This is a genomic window from Bradyrhizobium manausense (assembly GCF_018129685.1).
Classification (GTDB): domain Bacteria; phylum Pseudomonadota; class Alphaproteobacteria; order Rhizobiales; family Xanthobacteraceae; genus Bradyrhizobium; species Bradyrhizobium manausense_D.
In genome coordinates, this window is the sequence record NZ_JAFCLG010000007.1 from 254,521 (window position 1) to 272,702 (window position 18,182).

An 18,182-nucleotide genomic window follows, 5' to 3' on the forward strand; every position below is an offset into this window, starting at 1 on the left:
CTCCTTACGAAAAATCGCTCCAGCTCAGATGCCGCGAATCGAGATCGCCGACCGTCACGGTGCCGCGGATTTCGCGAGGGACGTGGAAACTGCTGCGCAAATACACCAGAGGGGAAGCCGCGTCGGAGTGCGAGACGCCACGCACTTCGCCGACGAAGATTGAATGCGTGCTGGTCTCGAACTCCTGCGCCAGCACGCAGTCGAACGCCGAGACGGCGTCTGTGAGCACCGGCGCGCCCGTCCCACCGCGCGTCCACTGGCCGAACGCAAAGCGGTCGTCGCCGTTGACGCCCTTCTGGCCGCTGAAGGTCAGCGCCAGCAGCGCGTGATCCTCGTGCAGGAAATTGACCGCAAAGGCGCCTTCCTCGCGAATGCGTGCGTGCGCGCTGGCGTTGCGGTTGACGCAGACGATCAATGACGGCGGATTGTCTGATAGCGAGCAGGCCGAGGTTACCGTCAGTCCCGTGCGCTTGCCGTGCTCGGCACCAACAGTGACCAGCGCAACCGCGCCGGCGCATTGGCGCATAGCCAGCTTGAAATCCTTTGCCTCGACGCTCACGCGGAAATCTCCGAAAATTGAGGCGGGTGCGGCAGGTTCGCGCCGCACCCGGGAAGCGTCAAGCTGCCTTCTTCGCGGAGCCGAGATGCTTCAGGCGTGGCATCACCTCGTTCTTCAAGAGCGCGAGCGAGTGGTGCCAGGCTTCCGGCTTGTGCTTGTAGTCGAAGCCGAACACGCACAGCACGCCGAAGCCGCCGACCTCGTCGTAGATCTTTTCGATTTTCTCGGCGACGGTTGCGGGCGAGCCGACGATCCAGTTCCGCTTGGCGCAATATTCGACGGTGACGTCGCTGTCGGGCACATCGGGGGCGTGCTTGAGATAGTCCTTGAAGCCGAAATGGCCGAGCAGCGGCAGGAAGTACTCGCCCATCATCCGGCCCATCATGTCGCCGGTCGAGAGCTTCCAGGCCTCTTCGTCCGTGTCGGCGACGAACACCTCGCGCACGAGTCGCCAGTCCTGCCGGTTCGGCTTGCGGCCGGTCTTGGCGGCGCCGATCTCGACCGAATCCCAATGGCTGCCGACATAGGCCGGGTTGAGGTTGAGACTCATCGGGATGAAGCCGCGCTCGCCCGCGAGCTTCAACGTGTCCGAGTTCTTCGAGAGACCCGCGACGCCGATCGGCGGATGCGGCGCCTGCAGCGGCTTGATGTGGGGTTTCAGGAAGTCGAACATCGTATCGGGTTTGGAGACCGTCCAGAACTTGCCCTTGTAGGTCCAGGGCGCGGGATCGCTCCACATCTTCAGGATGATCTCCAGCGCCTCGCGGGTCATGTCGCGGTTCTGTCCGCTCATGCCGTCGACGTTGAACATCGCCCAGTCGCTCGGCAGGCCGCTCGCCGCCACGCCGAAATTGAGCCGGCCTTCGGACAGATGGTCCAGCATCGCGACGCGGTTGGCGAGCTCGGCGGGGTGATGATAGGGCAGCAGGAAGCCGCCGGGTCCGATGCGCAAGCGCTTCGTCTGCATCAGGGCCTGCGCGATCAAGAGGTCCGGCGTGGGGTTGGGTTCCCAGGGCGCGGTGTGGTGTTCGCCGATCCAGGCTTCCTGATAGCCGAGCTCGTCGAGCCAGCGCAGGACCTGCAGGTCCCAATCATGTCCTTCCTTCAGGCCGCACTCCGGCGGATGCGAAGGCATCGTGAAATAGCCGATCTCCATGGGTTTCCTCATCTGATGTTGACGCGTCTTGCTGCGCGGTTCTCTGACATGAACAGGAACAGCGTCAGCAAGCGGTGTGCCAGCGTGGGGGCACCTTGGACCCGCGAGAAAACGCTGGTTTAGCGAGGCAATTGCCGATATCCCGGGGCGGATTTGCAAGGCGCCGTCTCAATGTCGCGAGATGGTGTCTTGCTAGTGAGACGAGGATAAGATTCGAAATGATCGAACCGGCTTTTGTCGCGGTGGACTGGGGCACCAGCAGCTTTCGGCTCTGGCTGGTCGATCGCGGCGGAAAAGTGCTGGCCGAGCGCCGCAGCGACGAGGGCATGCTGGCCGCGGCCAAGGCCGGCTTCCCCGGCGTGCTGCAAGCGCACCTGGCTGCGGTTCAAGCGTCCGGTGATCTGCCGGTCATGATCTGCGGCATGGCCGGCGCCAGGACCGGCTGGGTCGAGGCCGGTTATGTCGACACGCCGGCGCCGCTCTCGACCGTCCTGAAGCAGGCTGCCCGCGTGCCGGGCGAGGCACGCGATATCCGGATCTTGCCGGGCATCGCGCAGCGCGATGCCAAGGCGCCGGACGTGATGCGTGGCGAGGAAACGCAGCTGCTCGGCGCGCTCGGTCTTGATGCCGCGGGCGAGGCGCTTGTCTGCATGCCCGGCACCCATTCCAAATGGGTGCGTGTGAAGGACGGCACGGTCGCGCATTTCTCGACATTCATGACCGGCGAACTGTTCAGCGTCGTCTCGCGCGAGACGATCTTGTCGCTCGCGGTTGCCGGCGCCGATGAGGCAGAGGATGTCGTGAGCTTCAAGTCGGCCGTGAAAGCCGCGTTCGAGGCGCCGGCCTTCGCCGCCAATCTGCTGTTCACCGCAAGATCGCGGCAGCTGTTGTTCGGCGGCGCGCCGGCTGCGGCGCGCGAGACGGTGTCTGGCACCTTGATCGGCGCGGAGCTCGCCGCGGGCCTGTCAGGCGCCGTGCCGAAAGCCGGCATCACGCTGATTGCGTCAGGACGGCTTGCTGCTCTGTACCGGCAGGCCTTCGACGCGCTGAAAGTCGACGTGAGCCCGATCGATGCCGATGAAGCGGTGCGCCGCGGCCTGTCGATGGCGGCTGCCGCGATCGGGACGAAGTAGAAGGATTGTGAAGATGAGCGTTCTCTTTCCGCCGATGAAGCGGCCCCTGGTCGCGATCCTGCGCGGCGTCAAGCCGGAGGAGACCGAGGCCATCCTCAGTGTGCTGATCGAAGCCGGCATGACGGCGATCGAGATCCCCCTGAACTCGCCCGATCCGTTCCGTTCAATCGGCACGGCCGCGAAGCTCGCGCCCGCGGGCGTGCTGATCGGCGCCGGCACGGTGCTGTCAGCGGCGGATGTCGATCGTCTCAACGATGTCGGCGGCAAGCTGATGGTCTCGCCGAATGTCGATGTCGAGGTGCTGGCGCGGGCGCATCAGCACGGCATGGTGACGTTGCCCGGCGTGTTCTCGCCGACCGAAGCGCTGCTCGCGGCCCGCTCCGGAGCGTCCGGCCTGAAGTTCTTTCCGGCGAGCGTTCTTGGCGCCTCCGGCATTGCCGCGATCCGCGCCATTCTGCCGGCCGGCGTGATGATCGCCGCCGTCGGCGGCGTCTCCGACCAGAATTTTGCCGAGTACATCAAGGGCGGCGTCACCGCGTTCGGGCTCGGCTCCGGCCTCTACAAGCCCGGCATGTCCGCCGCCGATGTCGCCGCGCGCGCGAAGGCGACGATCGAAGCCTACGATCGGGCCGTTCGGGGCGGCTGATTTTCCGCGTCAGCCCCGCTTCGCCGACGGCAGGGGCAACCGCTCATGGCGGCGCTGGAAGCGCTGCCAGTGCAGCACGATTCCGATCAGCGCCGCCGGCACGAAGCCGAGCACGAACAGCCAGTTTGGCAGCTCCTTCGGCGAGATGAAGGCGATGGCGATGTCCGAAATCAGCCAGAGCGCCGCGAACATCACCGCGAAATCGGTCCGAGGACAGCGCATGTAATAGAACACGGCGGTGATGATCACGGCTGGCCCGATCGCGATGGCGATCATGACCGCCGTCAGCTCCTTCGGCGTCACCGCGTCGAGCACCATCGAGGCGAGCAGCCAGATGGCGGCAAACATGGCAATGATGTCGATCGGATGCCGCAACCGAATACCTCTTGCAGGGATGGGCTATCGTTGAGTCCCAAGCCTTTGACGTCAAGCCTTTGACGTCAAGCCTTTGACGTCAAGTCCCGGCCGTCAAGTCAAATACGCCGATTTACGCCACTTCCTCGTCGTTTCCCGGCGTCGGGCGCAGCATGAAATGGCCAAAGGCGGAGGCGATCGGCTTGCCGGGATCCTCCTGCCAGGCCCGCGCCTCGAAGGCGACGATACGCCGGCCCTGTTTCACGATTGAGACGTTGGCAATGGTGTCCAGCGCCCGGCCGGAGCGCAGGTAATTGACGGTGAGCCCGATCGGCTTCGGTAACGTCGCGATCCCAAGCTCGCGCCGTACGCCGAGGATGGCCGTGGTCTCGAGCAACGCGCCGGTCATGCCGCCATGGATCGCGGGCAGGATCGGGTTGCCGATGATCTGCGGCGAGAACGGCATGGTCAGCGTGCCGTCATCATTGACGCGAATGCCGAGGGCGCGTGCGAACGGGCTGCCCGCGAACGGGCCGTCCGGTTCGTCAGGCGCTTCCAGCGTCGGGATGCTGCGCAGGTCCATCCTGCGGTCAGCGAGCATGTTGGTGCGGTTGGCGCCGATCATGAAGCATCCGGTCGCGGTCGCCACCGGATCATCCTCGACCTCCTGATAGGCTGTGGAGCGGACGAAGGCGATCGAGCGTGTGGTGCGGTAGCATACCGAATGCGCCTTGATGGCAAGGCCGGGCGTCGCCGGCTTCTGGTAGTCGATGCGCAGGTCGAGCGTGGCGATCGCGCTGCTGCCGTCGAGTGCGAGCTGCACCGCCATGCCGCAGCTCTCGTCCAGCATCGCGGTGACGACACCGCCATGCAGCACGCCGGTCTCGGTGTCGCCGACGAAGACGGGGCGGTAGGGCAGGCTCGACCAGGCCTCGCCCGGCGCGAACCGGTCGAGCTGGAGGCCGCTGATATGACCGTAGTCGGAACGGCGGCCTTTGATGGCCTCGGCAAGTTCCTCGAACGGAATTGTGGTCGCTGACGTGGACATGATGATGTTCTAGACCAGTCGGCCGCCGCGCAAAACCCCGCATGCGTCATGGCACGGCGGGTTTGCAGGGCTGTTTGGCCTCGACAGACCAGGGCAAAGCAACGATGGTGGGCCTTCATCGCCCGCGAGGAGTATCCCATGGCTGACCCCGAAACACCCGCCGCCGATCAGGGGCCCGTCACCATTTCCACCTCGAGCTCGGAGCGGGCGCCGATCATCTATTTCGACGGCGCATCCTGCTTCGGCCATCACAATGGCGCCATCCAGATCGAGCTCGCCGCCAACCTGTTGATGCCGATCGGCGCCGCCGTCAGGGTCGACGTGGTCCAGACCGCGCATCTGCGCTGCAGCCCGGCGGCAGCGATGGCCTTGCGCGAAGCGCTCGACAAGGCGCTCGCGATGCTCAAGATGGGCCAGCAGCAGCCGGAGGAAGCGATCCCGGCGGTGAAGAACTGAGGCTCACGAAAGGCGATCGCATCTCAACGCGATCGCCTACGCCTTCGCCACATGCACCTTCGGCATCTTGCCGCCGTTCCACTTGCCATCGAGCGCGCGCTCGATCTGGGCGGCGAGTTGCAGCAGCAGGCCGTCATTGGCCTGCTTGCCGATCGCCTGGATGCCGAGCGGCAGGCCGTGGTCCTGGCTTGCCATCGGCATCGATATCGCCGGCATGCCGCAAAGATTCGCGAGCGGCGTGAAGGCGAAGAAGCGCCAGAGATTGCCGAACCAGTCGAGCACGTCGGGGTTGTCGGAAATGGTGAGATATTGCCTGGTGCCGACCTCAGGCGTCGGCAGCGCGGTGATCGGCGTCAGGATCACATCCCATTGCTCGAAGAAGCTGCCGAAGCCGCGCGACGTCGTGTTGAACACGGCCTGCATCCTGGCCCGGTCGGCGAAGCTGGTGTGAAGCCCGGCTTCCCAGATCCGGATGTTCATGGGCTCGATCAGATCTTCCGGCGGGCGCTCCAGCCCGCGCGCGGCCAGCAAGTTGGAGATCACTACGGAGAAGTTCGAGATGTAGCAGGCGGTCTGCGCCGCGAAGGCCGCGCGGAAATCGAGCTCGGGCAGCGCGTAGTCGACGTGATGGCCAAGGCCCTCGAGGAAGCGCCCGGTCCGCTCCAACTCGGCGGCGATCTCCGGTGTGGCGGTGTAGTCGCCCCAGGTGTGCGACAGCGCTATGCGCAGCTTGGACGGATCGCGCTTGATCATCTCGCTGTAAGGCTGTGCCGTGGTCCAGAACGGCATGAACTCGCCGGGCGCAGGGCCGCGGGCATGGTCGACGAAGGCGGCGGTGTCGCGCACCGAGCGCGACTGGCAGCCCTGGATCGAGACGAGACCGGTGAGGTCGGACATGTGCGGCGCCAGTGAGAATACGCCGCGCGAGACTTTCAGTCCGATGTTGCCGTTGACGCCGGCGGGAATGCGGATCGAACCGCCGCCGTCGGTCGCGTGCGCGATCGGCACCACACCGGCCGCGACCATCGCGGCACTGCCGGCCGACGAGCCGCAGGTGGTGTAGTCGGTATTCCACGGATTGCGGGTGACGTAGACGGCGGGATTGTCGGCCGATGAGCACACGCCGAATTCCGGCGTCGTCGTGCGGCCGATCAAATTGAGTCCTGCCTGGCGGAATTTTCCGGTCAGGAACGTATCAGCCGCGGCGCGATTGCCGCGCATCAGCAGCGAGCCCATTTCCTGCAGCCGGCCCTTCATGGTCGGCCCCAGATCCTTCATCAGGAAGGGCAGGCCGGCGAACGGGCCGGCCAGATTGGCGCCGTCCTTGGCGGGATCGGCGATCACGTCGTCGAACAGCTCCACCACGCCCGACAGCGTCGGATTGACCTTCGCCACCGCCGCTGCGGCCTGTCGTGCCAGGTCCTTGGCCGTCAGCTCACCCTTGCGGACGCGCGCTGCAAGCCCGACGCCATCGTGCTGCGCCCATTCGTTCCAGCTCATCGGCAAAGTCATGAAGTCAAAATCCCCAAAGGTGCGGCGCCACCTTCTTCGCAAGGGCCCGCCTGAATCAACTGAGCCGGCGCGAAGGGCAGGGTTGCGCCGGGCGGAGAGGTCGTGGTGCTAATGCTTCAGCCGCGCGATCGCCGCGACCGGTCCGCCGCCGGCGGGGCCCTGATGCTCGGCGCCGCCGGAGACGTAGACCGCGCCGGTGCCGGCAAGGCCCGCGATCAGGCCGCCCACCGCCGCGCGGGCATGTCGCGTCGAGCTGATGTCGGTGTCTTCGAGCATGGTGTGGCGGAAGCCGCGGACGGTGCCATTAGGCGAGGCCTCGGCCTTCGCGAAGACGTTGACAAGCTCGCGGCTCGCCTTCGTTGGCGCGCCAAGTCCAACGCCAATTCCGACACCATCCAGCGCCTCGGCGATGGCGGCGGCATCGATCGCATCGCTCATCACGGCGTGCGCGATCTCGAAGTCGCTGGCTGACGCCCCTGAATTGCCGAGCACGATGACGACGTTGTGCATCAGCTCGATGCCCGACGAGGTCGAGGCGACTTTCGAGAACAGATCGTAACGCCGCAGCACGTCCTCGTCGCGTATGCCGGGGGCGATCTCGCCGAGCGCGACCGCAACGCCTAGTGCAGCGGCGCCGCGCGAATAGGCCATCGAGCTGTAGGCGCTGATCGTCGCCGTCTTGTGGCCGCGCGCGCTTGCGGCTTCGACCCGCTCGCTGGTGAGCAGCGGGCACTTGATCTGGACGAAATGAACGTCGGCCGGATCGGCGATGCCGGCATCGGCCATCGCGGCCTTCACCGCCTTGGCGGTCTCGACGATCTGCGCCCAGCGGCCAAGCTCTTCGGGCAGGAAATCGCGCGTCTGCGCCATGCCGATGCTGAGGCGCTTGCCGGAGATCCCTGCCGGCGGTGTCGCAATCTGCTGGCGCGTGAACACAGTGATGTGCGGGCTGAGCACGCCCTCGGTGCCGCCGGACATCACGAAGGCGATACGCTGCTCGACGGCATGGGGCGTCAGATCAAGCTTGGGCGCCAGCGCCGTGCACAGCGCGGCGACGGCATATTCCCGCGTAAAGTCGTTGACGCCGCCATTACCCTCGGTCTTGCCGAGGATCGCCAGGATGGAGGCCGGATCGATCGCTCCTGAGCCAATCAGGCTCATGAGGCCGGAGACGTCGCCGGGGCCCTTGGTGGCGATCTTGAAGACGCCGACCGATGTTGTCCGCATCAATTGTCCTCGTGGGTAGTTCGGTGGTCCGGCACCGGCTACCAGCCGTGGAAGCGGATGGATGTCAAGCGGCAAGCGATCTCGCTCTCCGTCATCCCCGCGCAATGGCGAAGCCATTGTCGCTGGAGGTGCTCACCTAGCGGCGCAAACGCGCCGCGCGTTTCCCACCTCTGCATGACGGAGCCAAAGCAGGAGGAAAGTCGCGCGACATCCCCACGATTGTGGCGAGATCGCATCGGTGCAACAAAAAAAATCCCTTGTCGACGGTCCGTCGCAGTACCTTGATGAATCAACCTCGGTTGGTCCATAAGCGGCGTCCCGCGGCTGCGGTTCGGTTCGTGGTGCGTGCTTGGTCATAAAGGGATTCTCGCGTGGCAAATATCAACCAGAAGATTGCGCAGGAGCTTGGGGTCCGGGCGGAGCAGGTCGAGGCGGCGGTGACGCTGCTCGACGGCGGCGCCACGGTTCCCTTCATCGCGCGCTACCGCAAGGAAGCGACCGGTGCGCTCGACGACGCGCAATTGCGTACGCTGGAGGAGCGCCTGGGTTACCTGCGCGAGCTCGAAGACCGCCGCAAGGCGATCCTCGAATCAGTGCGCGAGCAGGGCAAGCTGGATGCCGCATTGGAAGCCTCCATCCTTGCCGCCGACAGCAAGGCGCGCCTCGAAGATATCTATCTGCCGTTCAAGCCGAAGCGCCGCACCAAGGCGGAGATCGCCAAGGAAGCCGGCCTCGAGCCGCTCGCCAATCAGCTCATCGCCGAGCCCGGCAATGATCCAAAGATCGTGGCCGAAGGTTTTGTCAATGCCGAGAAGGGCGTTGCCGATGCCGCCGCCGCGCTGGACGGCGCCCGCGCCATCCTGGTCGAACGCTTCGACGAAGATGCCGATTTGATCGGCGCGCTGCGCGAAGACATGTGGACCAATGCGCGGATGGCCTCGAAGGTGCGCGAGGGCAAGAAGACCGAGGGCGAAAAGTTCGCCGATTATTTCGATTTCTCCGAGCCGCTCACAAAACTCCCCTCGCACCGCATCCTCGCGATGTTCCGCGGCGAGAAGGAAGAGATCCTCGATCTCCAGATCCAGGCCGAGGAGACGCCGCCCGCCGGCGTTCCGGGCGCCTACGAGCTGAAGATCATGAAGCGGTTCGGCATTGCCGACCTCAAACGTCCCGGCGATCGCTGGTTGATCGACACGGTGCGCTGGGCCTGGCGCACCAAGATCCAGGTGCATCTCAACATCGATCTGCGCATGCGGCTGTGGAACGCGGCCGAGACCGAGGCCGTGCGCGTGTTCGCTTCGAACCTGCGCGACCTGCTGCTGGCCGCGCCGGCCGGCACCCGCGTCACCATGGGTCTCGATCCCGGCTACCGCACCGGCGTCAAGGTCGCCGTTACAGATGCAACCGGCAAGGTCGTCGATACCGCCGTGATCTATCCGCACGAGCCGCAACGGCAGTGGAATGAGTCGCTCGCGATCCTCGGCAAGCTTGCGATCAAGCATCGCGTCGAGCTGATCGCGATCGGCAACGGCACCGCCTCGCGCGAAACGGACAAGCTCGCCGGCGAGCTCGTCAAGGGTCTGGCCGAGCTGAAGATGAGCAAGATCGTGGTGTCGGAAGCCGGCGCGTCGGTCTATTCGGCCTCGGCCTTCGCCTCGGAGGAATTGCCGGATCTCGACGTCACCCTGCGCGGCGCGGTCTCGATCGCCCGCCGTCTGCAGGATCCGCTCGCCGAGCTCGTCAAGATCGAGCCCAAGGCGATCGGCGTCGGCCAGTATCAGCACGATCTCGGCCAGGCCAAGCTCGCCAAGTCGCTCGATGCCGTGGTCGAAGACTGCGTGAACGCGGTCGGCGTCGACGTCAACACGGCCTCCGCCCCGCTGCTCGCGCGCGTGTCCGGCGTCGGGTCGGGTCTTGCGCAGAGCATCGTGGCGCATCGCGACGCCAACGGCCCGTTCAAGTCGCGCAGGGCGTTGAAGGAGGTGCCGCGCCTGGGTCCGAAGGCGTTCGAGCAATGCGCCGGCTTCCTGCGCATCATCGGCGGGGAGGATCCGCTCGATGCCTCCGGCGTGCATCCGGAAGCCTATCCGGTGGTGCGCCGCATCCTCGCGGCCACCAAGAGCGACATCAAGGCGCTGATCGGCTCCAGCGAGATCGTGCGTACGCTCAAGCCGAAGGATTTCGTCGACGAGACTTTCGGTTTGCCGACCGTCACCGACATCTTGAAGGAACTGGAAAAGCCCGGCCGCGACCCGCGCCCGGCGTTCAAGGCCGCGGTGTTCAAGGAGGGCGTCGAGGAGATCAAGCATCTCCAGAAGGGCATGATCCTCGAGGGCACCGTGACCAACGTCGCCGCCTTCGGCGCCTTCGTCGACATCGGCGTGCACCAGGATGGCCTCGTCCACATCTCCGCGATGTCGAAGAACTTCATCAAGGACCCGCGCGAGGTGGTGAAGCCCGGCGACATCGTCAAGGTCAAGGTGCTGGATTTCGAGGTCGCCCGCAAGCGCATCTCGCTGACCCTGCGTCTCGACGACGAGGTCGGCGCCAAGAAAGATGCCCCCGGCATGCAGCGCGACAACAGCGCGCGCAACCCCGCCCGCATGACGTCGTCGGCTCCGCGCAAGCCGGAATCGTCCGGCGGAGGCGGCGCGCTCGCCGAAGCGCTGCGCAAGGCCGCGGAAAAGAACAACGGCAAACGGGCTTGATGTTTTTCACCTCTCCCCGCTCTTTGCGGGGAGAGGTCGGACCGCGTTCTACCCGCGTCGTCATTGCGAGCGCAGCGAAGCAATCCAGACTGCCTCCTCGGAAAGACTCTGGATTGCTTCGTCGCATCAGCGCAAAATTGCTACGCAATTTTGTCGCGATCTCCTCGCAATGACGAGGAGAGAGTGTGTTCCTAACTCCCGCGTCAGAATCTGGCGCGCTTGTAAGTTGAAGCTGCTTGTCCGTTCCTCTCTGATCCTCCTCGCGCGGCCGCAATACCGTCGCGCAGCAAGGAGGATGCTTCGATGGACAACAGGCTTCTCAAAGGCCTCACAGCGGCGGCGATCGTCGCAGTGATGGCACTGGCTTCACCGGTGCTCGCCCGAGGTGGCGGCGGCGGAGGCGGCGGTCACGGTGGCGGCATGGGTGGCGGTGGTCACTTCGGTGGCGGCGGCATGCGCGCCGGCGGCTTCAGCGGTGGCATGCATGCGGGTGGCATGAGCTTCGCCCATGTCGGTGGACCCGGCTTCGGTGGCGCGCGCTTCGCGCATGCGGCGATCGGGCCGCGCTTCGCCGGTGCCGGCTGGCATGGCGGGCACTTCATCGGCCGTCACGCCTTCTTCTTCCACCATCATCATTTCCGCCGCTTCGCCGTCTTCGGTGCGCCCTACTATTATTCGAACTACTACGACGATGGCTGCTGGCGCAGGAGCTTGACGCCCTATGGGTGGCAATGGGTCAATGTGTGCGGGGAAAATTGGTACTAGCATCGCCGGACCGCACCATTGTCGCGATCGCCACCGGGTGGTTCCGCTCAGCCCCGGAACGGGATAATCTGGTGGCGATCGTTGCGCGGAGTTCATCATGACCGGAGGCCATCGCCGCATTCTCGTCGTCGAGGACGATCCGGAGACCGCGGGCCAGCTCGTCGAGGAGCTGACGACCTCGGGCTATGACGTCGATCTCGCCGCCACGGGACGCCAAGCCCTCAGCCATGGCGTGGCGCGCGACTATGCCGTGATCACCATCGACCGCATGCTGCCCGACATCGACGGCATCACTGTGATGCGGCAGATGCGCGATGACGGCGTCGCCTCGCCGTTCCTGATCATCTCCGCACTCGGCGAGGTCGATGATCGGGTGCGCGGCTTGCGCGCCGGTGGCGACGACTACCTGGTCAAGCCGTTTTCCTTCGTCGAGCTGCTCGCGCGCCTCGAGGCGCTCGGCCGCCGCAGCGAGACCATCGCCAAGGAAACCATCCTGCGCGTCGGCGATCTCGCCGTCGATTTGATTGCGCGCAACGCCAGCCGCCGCGGCCGCAAGATTCCGCTGCTGCCGCGCGAGTTTCAGTTGCTCGAATATCTCGTGCGCAACGAGGGCCGCGTCGTGTCCCGCGCGATGCTGCTCCAGCACGTCTGGGACCTGCATTTCGATCCCTCCACCAACATCATCGACGTCTATGTCGGACGCGTCCGCCGCAAGGTCGATGATGCCCAGGCCTATCCATTGATCCACACCATCCGCGGGATCGGATATTGCCTCCGTGCTCCTGGTTAACACGCTACGCTCCTCGACCTTCCGCCTGGCGCTGATCGCAATTGCGGTCTTCGGCGTGGTCGTCGCGGCGATCCTGGCCTACGTCTATTTCGGCACGCTGGCCTATGTGCGAAGCCGGGTCGGCGATGTCGGTGATCCCCAAGGCTTCATCGCGATGCTCGAGCTCGCGATGATCGCAGTCGCCGTGCTGCTGGTCGTGTTGTCGGGCGTCGCCGCAGTGCTGGTGACCCGGCGCACGGTCGGGCGCATCGAGGAGATCAACGCCACCAGCCGCGCGATCATGTTGTCCGGCCTCGACCGGCGCATTCCCCTGCGCGGCAGCCATGACGAGTGGGACCGCGTCGCCGAAAACCTCAACCAGATGCTCGATCGGATCGAGACGCTGATGGGCGAGGTCAAGCAGGTCAGCGACAACGTCGCCCACGATCTGCGCACGCCGTTGACGCGCATGCGAGGCCGGCTGGAAAAGGCCTATCATGCGCCGCGCAACAGCGACGCCGACTCCGGCCTGATTGGCGATACCATCGCCGACCTCGATGCCGTGCTCGGAATGTTCGCCTCGATCACGCGGATATCGGAGATCGAGACCCGCGCCCGCCGCAGCGCGTTTCGCCCGCTCAACCTTGCCGAGATCGCCGGTGAGGTCGTCGAGCTCTACGACGCCGCCGCCGAACAGGTCACGACGCGCCTGAGCCTCGATGGCGACCGCGAGGTCGCGGTCACGGGCGACCGCGACCTGCTGTTCGACGCCATCGCCAATCTCGTGGACAACGCCATCAAGCATGGCCGCCCGGGCGGGAAGGTGATCGTGAGCTGCCGTAATGCCGGTAACGGCGCGACGATCGCCATCGCCGATGACGGTCCAGGCATTGCCGCCGAGCAGCGCGATCAGGTGTTCAAGCGCTTCTACCGGCTCGAGCAGAGCCGCTACACACCGGGCAACGGCCTCGGCCTGAGCCTCGTCGCTGCAGTGTCACGCCTCCATGGCGCCGAGATCGCGCTGCATGACAACGCGCCGGGACTGACGGTCCAGCTCAGCTTCAGCAGCGCGCTATAGCTCGATCACGCCGCGGCGCGCCGCATGTGCCACCGCATCGGTACGGCCGGTGGCGTCGAGCTTGTCGAGCAGGGAGCCGACATGGAATTTCACCGTGTGCACGGAGATGTTGAGCTGCCGCGCGATCATCTTGTTGGAGGCGCCCTCCGCCATCAGCGCCAACACGTCGAGCTCGCGCTGCGTCAGCGCAATGTCCTCCGGCATGACGCGCGGATCGCGCGCGACGATCGTCGCATTGGCCGTCTCGCCGGGCGCGGCAAGGCGAAGCCCCGCGACATTGCCGAGCAATGTCGCGAGGCGGTCGGCCAGTGCGGGATCATCGATCTCCAGCGACAGCACGACGTCAGGCGTGTTGCCCGCGCTCACGCCTCCGGCCTCTCGCCGATCGTGACCCTGAAGCTCGCCGGCTCGCCGCCGCGGCGGACCGCGACATCGACCACCCGGCCGACGCTGGCAGGTCCCAGCGTTCGCAAGAGCGCGCGCACGCCGGACAGCTTCTGGTCGTTGACCGCAACGATGACGTCGCCCTGGCGGATGCCCGCCGCCGCCGCGGGGCCGGCCTTGTCGACATTCATCACCATGGCGCCGATGCCGTCGTCGAGCCGCAATGGTTGCAGTCCGAGCCCGAGATATCCGCGTGCGATCCGGCCACGGGTCTCGAGCTGCGCCGCGACGCGCTCGATCGTCGCCGTCGGGATCACCAGCACGCGCCGTGGTCCGAGCACGGCCATGCCGAAAGCTTCGCCCGAAGCATCGACGGCAAGGCCGCCCTCCTGGCTCGGACGCAGGCGAACATCGAGCTCGATCCGCGCGTCGATTTCGCCGCCGCGCAGGCTGCGCCAACCCGTGCCGGAGACCGATACCATCCCGAGCGCCGCGCTCGGCGCATCGCGATTGGTCGCGACCACGACCGACAGAGCGCCGAGGGCAGGGACCGTCGAGGCCAGCTTGACCGGGGCGATGGTCGTGTCGGTGCGTAGCAGCGCGATGTCGGTGGTGTGATCGCGGCCGACAATCGTGGCAGCGACGGTGCTGCCGTCGGAAAGGACGATCCGAACGTCGCCCACGTCCGCCAGTGCTTCGTCGTCGGTGACGATCAGGCCGGGCTTCCAGACGAAGCCGGTGGAGCGGGAGCGATCCGAATGCACTGACACGATGGACGGCGCGGTACGCGCAACAACATCCGCGAGCACTGATGAAAGCGAGGCGAGAGGGGTGAAGTCGGTCATGGAAGGCTCCTTAAGCTGTCCACAATCTGGGATGTCCCGATCCATTGCGAAACTGGCCGGGTGGCCAGTCCGTCCCGAGCCAGGGCCGACGAACATGTGATTGGGAGCCCCTCACGGGAACGTGTAGCAATCGTCCCATTGCCCCTGACGGCCTCAACCGATTTCCAGCGAGCCCTCTCCGATGACCATCGACCTCACCCGCCGTACCCTGCTTCAACTCGCCGGCGCCAGCTCGCTTGCGATGGCTGCGGCCGGCGCTGCGCGCGCCGAAGGTCATCCGCAAGGCGGGCCGACCTACGCGAGCCGCACGCCGATGCGGGTCGGCATGGTGACATTGCGGGTGAAGAATCTCGACAAGGTGGCGGATTACTACCGCGACGTGATCGGGCTCACCGTGATGGAGCGTTCAGGCTCCGCCGCCAGGCTCGGCACGGCCGGTATCACGCTGCTGGTGCTGGAAGCCCGTCCCGACGCCGCAATCGAGCCGCGCAATGCCGCGGGCCTCTACCACACCGCCTTCCTCATGCCGACGCGCAAGGACCTCGCGCGCTGGCTGGTCCATGCCGCCTCGCACCGCGTGCCGCTATCGGGCTTCGCCGATCACCTCGTCAGCGAGTCCGTCTATCTCGACGATCCCGAAGGCAACGGCATCGAGGTCTATGCCGATCGCGATCCCTCGCAATGGCAGTGGAGCGAGGGCAGCGTGAAGATGGCGACCGACGAGCTCAACATTCCCGATCTGCTGTCGCTGACCAACACGCGCGTCAGCGACTATGCTAAGGCGCCGGATGGTCTGCGCGTCGGCCACATGCATCTGCGCGTCGGCGATCTCGCCCAGGCGCAGAGCTTTTACCAGGGCACGGTGGGCCTCGACCCGACCCGCAGCCGTGGCGGCGCGGCATTCCTGTCGTCGGGCCGCTACCACCACCATCTCGGCATCAACGTCTGGCAGAGCCAGGGTGCCGGCCCGCGCGACGACACGACGACGGGGCTCGCCTGGTTCTCGCTGGTGACGGACAAGCCGGAGATCCTCGCCGCGCAGGAAGAGCGCCTGCGCAACGGCGGTGTGAAGGTCGCGCAGCTGCCTGACGGCCTTGAGGCGGTCGATCCCTGGGGCACGCGGGTGCGCCTGCTCAAGCTGTGAGCCGCTCGCGCGAACGGCTCACAGCTCAAGCGTGATCCACGATCAGCCGCGTGCCACCGGGTTGATCGACACGTCGGCGCCGGCGTGCTTCTGCGCGGCCTGGAAACCGGCCGTGATGCCTTGCTCGACTGATTTGCGCACATGCTCGTCGGTGATCTGCTTCGCCACATTGGACACCGCCGCCAGGATCATCGCATCCTGGAACAGAGCCGGGTAGTTGACCGGCCCGGGGCCGGGCTTGCCCCAGTGGACCGGGACCTGGAAGATCGGCAGGAAGAAGCAATGCCGGGCGCCACCGTAATTGATGCAGATTTCCATGGCTTGACTCCTTGTTATGGGATCGCTGCGCGTGTTGTCCGCAGCGATCGCGACGCTAGACCCGCGCCGCAGAGCGCGGTGTGAAGCCGTTCACACCGAAAGGATGTATAAGGACGCGTCAAGTATTATTGATTGTGAGCGCGTCAGTGCGTCTGACGTTCGCGGCCGTCATCCCCGAGCAACGATCAATGCCAGAGCCGCGGTCTCGTTGCCGTGCCGATGAAATTGTCCCACCGGTACGAATAGCCGACGCCGACGATGTAGTTTGGTGAATTCCGGTTGAGGCCGAAGGCGAGGTGAAAGTCGAGTTGCTCGGTGCGGTTTAGGAGATAGCCGCCGCCGACATTGAGCAGCGCCGTGCCGGCGCCGCGCGACGGCGTGTCGCTGACATATTCGGCGAACAGCGCCAGCTTCTCGCTGACCTTCCGCTCGATCACGAAGGTCGCTTCGGTGGTCTGGTGGCTGGCGAGGTCCGATGGCCGGAAGAAGCTCGTGAACATGCCGCTGATGCCCCAGCCGCCACCGAATTCGTATGACCAGGGGAATTGCAGATAGGGCTGATAGCCTGTGCCTGATATCGCTTGCGTGCCGGTCGGCAGGCCGACGCCTGTCACCACCGAAAGGTTCGCAGGTTCAGGCAGTCCGCCGACCTGCCATTTCACGCCGGGGGTGACATTGGTGAAACCGGTGTCGACTGTCCCGGTCAGCCGTCCGACATAGCTCGGTACGTCGACCAGCACTTCGAGGCAGGGCGCAACGCCGAAGCGGAGACGGCTGTTGCTGCCGTCAAATCCCTTGCCGGTGCCTTGGCCAGAGGTGTTGAGGCCGTTCTCGATCTGGATGCTGCCATCAGGCACCACCAGGCTCGAATTGGTCACGTCAGGACGATCGGTTGCGATCTCCGATTGCGGCGAGGGGCATTCACCGGCTCGGGCCACGCCCTTGCACAGCACGGCGGCAAGAAAGCCGACGCAACACACCAAAACCCGCCAATGCCGCAGGACAATTCCCAAAACCACAGATACGCTCTTCGAAAGCAGTTCGCTTGCTGGCAATAGGACCTCATGTTAGCACGCGATGGATCGCGCGCCTGCCGACCAAGACTCGCTTCCCCCGGAATTTATTCCCGCTATGACCGAATTTCGTGGCGTCTTCCCCTATCTCGTCTCGCCCGTCGGCGCAGACGGCTCAGTGCGGACCGACGTGCTCGCAAAGCTCTGCGACGATCTGATCGGCGCGGGCGTGCACGGGCTGACGCCGCTCGGCTCGACCGGCGAGTTCGCCTATCTCGATGGCGCGCAGCGCATGGCGGTCGTGCAGGCCACGATCGAAGCTGCGAAAGGTCGCGTACCCGTTGTTGCGGGCGTCGCGTCGACCTCGACGGCCGATGCCGTGGCGCAGGCTCAGGCCTATCAGAAGCTCGGCGCCGACGGCATTCTGGCGATCCTCGAGGCATATTTTCCGCTCGCCGATGCCCAGATCGAATCCTATTTCCGCAGCATCGCGGATGCCGTGGATATTCCGGTCGTCCTCTACACCAATCCGCAATTCCAGCGCTCCGACCTCACCCTCGACGTCATCGCGCGGCTCGCCGAGCATCCGCGCATCGGCTATATCAAGGACGCCTCGACCAACACCGGCCGGTTGCTGTCGATCATGAACCGGTGCGGCGATTCCTTGCGCGTATTCTCGGCCTCCGCCCATATCCCGGCCGCGGTGATGCTGATCGGCGGCCTCGGGTGGATGGCGGGTCCGGCCTGTATCATCCCGCGCCAGAGCGTTAAGCTCTATGACCTTTGCCAGGCCGGCCGCTGGGACGAGGCTATGGCGCTCCAGCGCAGGCTGTGGCGCATCAACGAGGCCTTCGCCCGCTTCAATCTTGCGGCCTGCATCAAGGCCGGCCTTTCGATCCAGGGCTATGATGTCGGCGATCCCGTCCCACCGCAGGCCGCACTGTCAGCCGATGCGCGCAAGGTCGTGGAAGCGGCGCTGCGCGAGCTTGAGTGATCGTCATTCCGGGGCGATGCGCAGCATCGAACCCGGAATCTCGAGATTCCGGGTTCGTCCTTCGGGCGCCCCG

At 65.6% G+C, this 18,182-nt stretch carries 19 protein-coding genes; 9 read left to right on the top strand and 10 right to left on the bottom strand.

The genetic code is table 11. From position 1 onward, the window contains the following. Positions 1–4: 4 nt before the first annotated feature. The gene (locus JQ621_RS19435; RefSeq protein ID WP_212236267.1) at positions 5–559 is read right to left on the bottom strand and encodes a flavin reductase family protein; all 555 of its coding nucleotides are present in this window, start codon (positions 557–559) and stop codon (positions 5–7) included. Between the two features lie 58 nt (positions 560–617). Further along, positions 618–1,715 carry an LLM class flavin-dependent oxidoreductase gene (locus JQ621_RS19440; RefSeq protein ID WP_212236268.1) on the bottom strand — a complete coding sequence of 366 codons (1,098 nt, stop codon included), beginning with the start codon at positions 1,713–1,715 and terminating at the stop codon, positions 618–620. A 218-nt stretch (positions 1,716–1,933) separates the two neighbouring features. Between JQ621_RS19440 and JQ621_RS19445 the strand changes: the two genes are divergently transcribed. Both JQ621_RS19445 and JQ621_RS19450 read left to right on the top strand, forming a co-directional pair. After that, positions 1,934–2,848 carry a 2-dehydro-3-deoxygalactonokinase gene (locus JQ621_RS19445; protein ID WP_212236269.1) on the top strand — a complete coding sequence of 305 codons (915 nt, stop codon included), beginning with the start codon at positions 1,934–1,936 and terminating at the stop codon, positions 2,846–2,848. Between the two features lie 13 nt (positions 2,849–2,861). After that, a complete protein-coding gene (locus JQ621_RS19450) occupies positions 2,862–3,494 on the top strand; it encodes a 2-dehydro-3-deoxy-6-phosphogalactonate aldolase (RefSeq protein WP_212236270.1) in 633 nt (210 codons plus the stop codon). Positions 3,495–3,503: 9 nt separating this feature from the next. Here the strand turns inward: JQ621_RS19450 and JQ621_RS19455 are convergent, their stop codons facing one another. Further along, on the bottom strand, positions 3,504–3,869 hold the full coding sequence (locus JQ621_RS19455; protein WP_212236271.1) for a hypothetical protein: 366 nt from the start codon (positions 3,867–3,869) through the stop codon (positions 3,504–3,506). A 112-nt stretch (positions 3,870–3,981) separates the two neighbouring features. After that, positions 3,982–4,896: a PaaI family thioesterase gene (locus JQ621_RS19460; RefSeq protein ID WP_212236272.1), complete on the bottom strand. Its 915-nt coding sequence runs from the start codon at positions 4,894–4,896 to the stop codon at positions 3,982–3,984. A gap of 138 nt (positions 4,897–5,034) precedes the next feature. Here JQ621_RS19460 and JQ621_RS19465 point away from each other — a divergent pair, with 138 nt between their 5' ends. Continuing rightward, a complete protein-coding gene (locus JQ621_RS19465; RefSeq protein ID WP_212236273.1) occupies positions 5,035–5,352 on the top strand; it encodes a hypothetical protein in 318 nt (105 codons plus the stop codon). A 36-nt stretch (positions 5,353–5,388) separates the two neighbouring features. Here JQ621_RS19465 and JQ621_RS19470 read toward each other — a convergent pair whose 3' ends face one another. After that, complete coding sequence (locus JQ621_RS19470) at positions 5,389–6,864, bottom strand: amidase (protein ID WP_212236274.1); 1,476 nt, start codon at positions 6,862–6,864, stop codon at positions 5,389–5,391. 108 nt (positions 6,865–6,972) lie between these two features. After that, positions 6,973–8,091: a cyanuric acid amidohydrolase gene (atzD, locus tag JQ621_RS19475; protein ID WP_212236275.1), complete on the bottom strand. Its 1,119-nt coding sequence runs from the start codon at positions 8,089–8,091 to the stop codon at positions 6,973–6,975. Positions 8,092–8,462: 371 nt separating this feature from the next. Here atzD and JQ621_RS19480 point away from each other — a divergent pair, with 371 nt between their 5' ends. The 4 genes from JQ621_RS19480 (at position 8,463) to JQ621_RS19495 (ending at position 13,411) form a co-directional block, all read left to right on the top strand. Then, positions 8,463–10,799 carry a Tex family protein gene (locus tag JQ621_RS19480; RefSeq protein WP_212236276.1) on the top strand — a complete coding sequence of 779 codons (2,337 nt, stop codon included), beginning with the start codon at positions 8,463–8,465 and terminating at the stop codon, positions 10,797–10,799. A 303-nt stretch (positions 10,800–11,102) separates the two neighbouring features. Then, entirely contained in the window at positions 11,103–11,564 is a 462-nt protein-coding gene (locus JQ621_RS19485; protein WP_212236277.1) for a hypothetical protein, read from the top strand. Between the two features lie 97 nt (positions 11,565–11,661). Continuing rightward, the gene (locus JQ621_RS19490) at positions 11,662–12,354 is read left to right on the top strand and encodes a response regulator transcription factor (RefSeq protein WP_212236278.1); all 693 of its coding nucleotides are present in this window, start codon (positions 11,662–11,664) and stop codon (positions 12,352–12,354) included. Beyond that, complete coding sequence (locus tag JQ621_RS19495) at positions 12,341–13,411, top strand: sensor histidine kinase (protein WP_212236279.1); 1,071 nt, start codon at positions 12,341–12,343, stop codon at positions 13,409–13,411. The genes JQ621_RS19490 and JQ621_RS19495 overlap by 14 nt, the downstream gene beginning before the upstream one ends. On the opposite strand, the gene JQ621_RS19500 is transcribed toward JQ621_RS19495, so the two are convergent. Together JQ621_RS19500 and JQ621_RS19505 are read right to left on the bottom strand one after the other, a co-directional pair. Beyond that, positions 13,406–13,777, bottom strand: coding sequence for a response regulator transcription factor (locus JQ621_RS19500; protein WP_212236280.1), 372 nt, complete (start codon positions 13,775–13,777; stop codon positions 13,406–13,408). The two genes, JQ621_RS19495 and JQ621_RS19500, sit on opposite strands and share 6 nt — an antisense overlap. Next, positions 13,774–14,640 carry a S1C family serine protease gene (locus JQ621_RS19505; RefSeq protein ID WP_212236281.1) on the bottom strand — a complete coding sequence of 289 codons (867 nt, stop codon included), beginning with the start codon at positions 14,638–14,640 and terminating at the stop codon, positions 13,774–13,776. Before JQ621_RS19505 ends, JQ621_RS19500 begins: the two co-directional genes overlap by 4 nt. A gap of 181 nt (positions 14,641–14,821) precedes the next feature. On the opposite strand from JQ621_RS19505, the gene JQ621_RS19510 reads away from it, so the two are divergent. Then, positions 14,822–15,784 (top strand): VOC family protein, encoded by a 963-nt coding sequence (locus JQ621_RS19510; RefSeq protein ID WP_212236282.1) that lies wholly within the window; start codon positions 14,822–14,824, stop codon positions 15,782–15,784. Positions 15,785–15,826: 42 nt separating this feature from the next. Here JQ621_RS19510 and JQ621_RS19515 read toward each other — a convergent pair whose 3' ends face one another. Beyond that, the gene (locus tag JQ621_RS19515; RefSeq protein WP_212236283.1) at positions 15,827–16,102 is read right to left on the bottom strand and encodes a hypothetical protein; all 276 of its coding nucleotides are present in this window, start codon (positions 16,100–16,102) and stop codon (positions 15,827–15,829) included. Between the two features lie 185 nt (positions 16,103–16,287). Continuing rightward, positions 16,288–17,121: a transporter gene (locus tag JQ621_RS19520; RefSeq protein ID WP_312015426.1), complete on the bottom strand. Its 834-nt coding sequence runs from the start codon at positions 17,119–17,121 to the stop codon at positions 16,288–16,290. Positions 17,122–17,233: 112 nt separating this feature from the next. Here JQ621_RS19520 and JQ621_RS19525 point away from each other — a divergent pair, with 112 nt between their 5' ends. Beyond that, positions 17,234–18,109: a dihydrodipicolinate synthase family protein gene (locus JQ621_RS19525; protein ID WP_212236285.1), complete on the top strand. Its 876-nt coding sequence runs from the start codon at positions 17,234–17,236 to the stop codon at positions 18,107–18,109. Positions 18,110–18,182 lie beyond the last annotated feature (73 nt).

Coding starts and splice junctions, on each gene's coding strand:
- JQ621_RS19450 (WP_212236270.1), top strand. CDS start 2,862: ATGAGCGTTCTCTTTCCGCCGATGAAGCGGCCCCTGGTCGCGATCCTG.
- JQ621_RS19510 (WP_212236282.1), top strand. CDS start 14,822: ATGACCATCGACCTCACCCGCCGTACCCTGCTTCAACTCGCCGGCGCC.
- JQ621_RS19505 (WP_212236281.1), bottom strand. CDS start 14,640: ATGACCGACTTCACCCCTCTCGCCTCGCTTTCATCAGTGCTCGCGGAT.
- JQ621_RS19490 (WP_212236278.1), top strand. CDS start 11,662: ATGACCGGAGGCCATCGCCGCATTCTCGTCGTCGAGGACGATCCGGAG.
- atzD (WP_212236275.1), bottom strand. CDS start 8,091: ATGCGGACAACATCGGTCGGCGTCTTCAAGATCGCCACCAAGGGCCCC.
- JQ621_RS19470 (WP_212236274.1), bottom strand. CDS start 6,864: ATGACTTTGCCGATGAGCTGGAACGAATGGGCGCAGCACGATGGCGTC.
- JQ621_RS19440 (WP_212236268.1), bottom strand. CDS start 1,715: ATGGAGATCGGCTATTTCACGATGCCTTCGCATCCGCCGGAGTGCGGC.
- JQ621_RS19460 (WP_212236272.1), bottom strand. CDS start 4,896: ATGTCCACGTCAGCGACCACAATTCCGTTCGAGGAACTTGCCGAGGCC.
- JQ621_RS19465 (WP_212236273.1), top strand. CDS start 5,035: ATGGCTGACCCCGAAACACCCGCCGCCGATCAGGGGCCCGTCACCATT.
- JQ621_RS19485 (WP_212236277.1), top strand. CDS start 11,103: ATGGACAACAGGCTTCTCAAAGGCCTCACAGCGGCGGCGATCGTCGCA.
- JQ621_RS19515 (WP_212236283.1), bottom strand. CDS start 16,102: ATGGAAATCTGCATCAATTACGGTGGCGCCCGGCATTGCTTCTTCCTG.
- JQ621_RS19445 (WP_212236269.1), top strand. CDS start 1,934: ATGATCGAACCGGCTTTTGTCGCGGTGGACTGGGGCACCAGCAGCTTT.
- JQ621_RS19525 (WP_212236285.1), top strand. CDS start 17,234: ATGACCGAATTTCGTGGCGTCTTCCCCTATCTCGTCTCGCCCGTCGGC.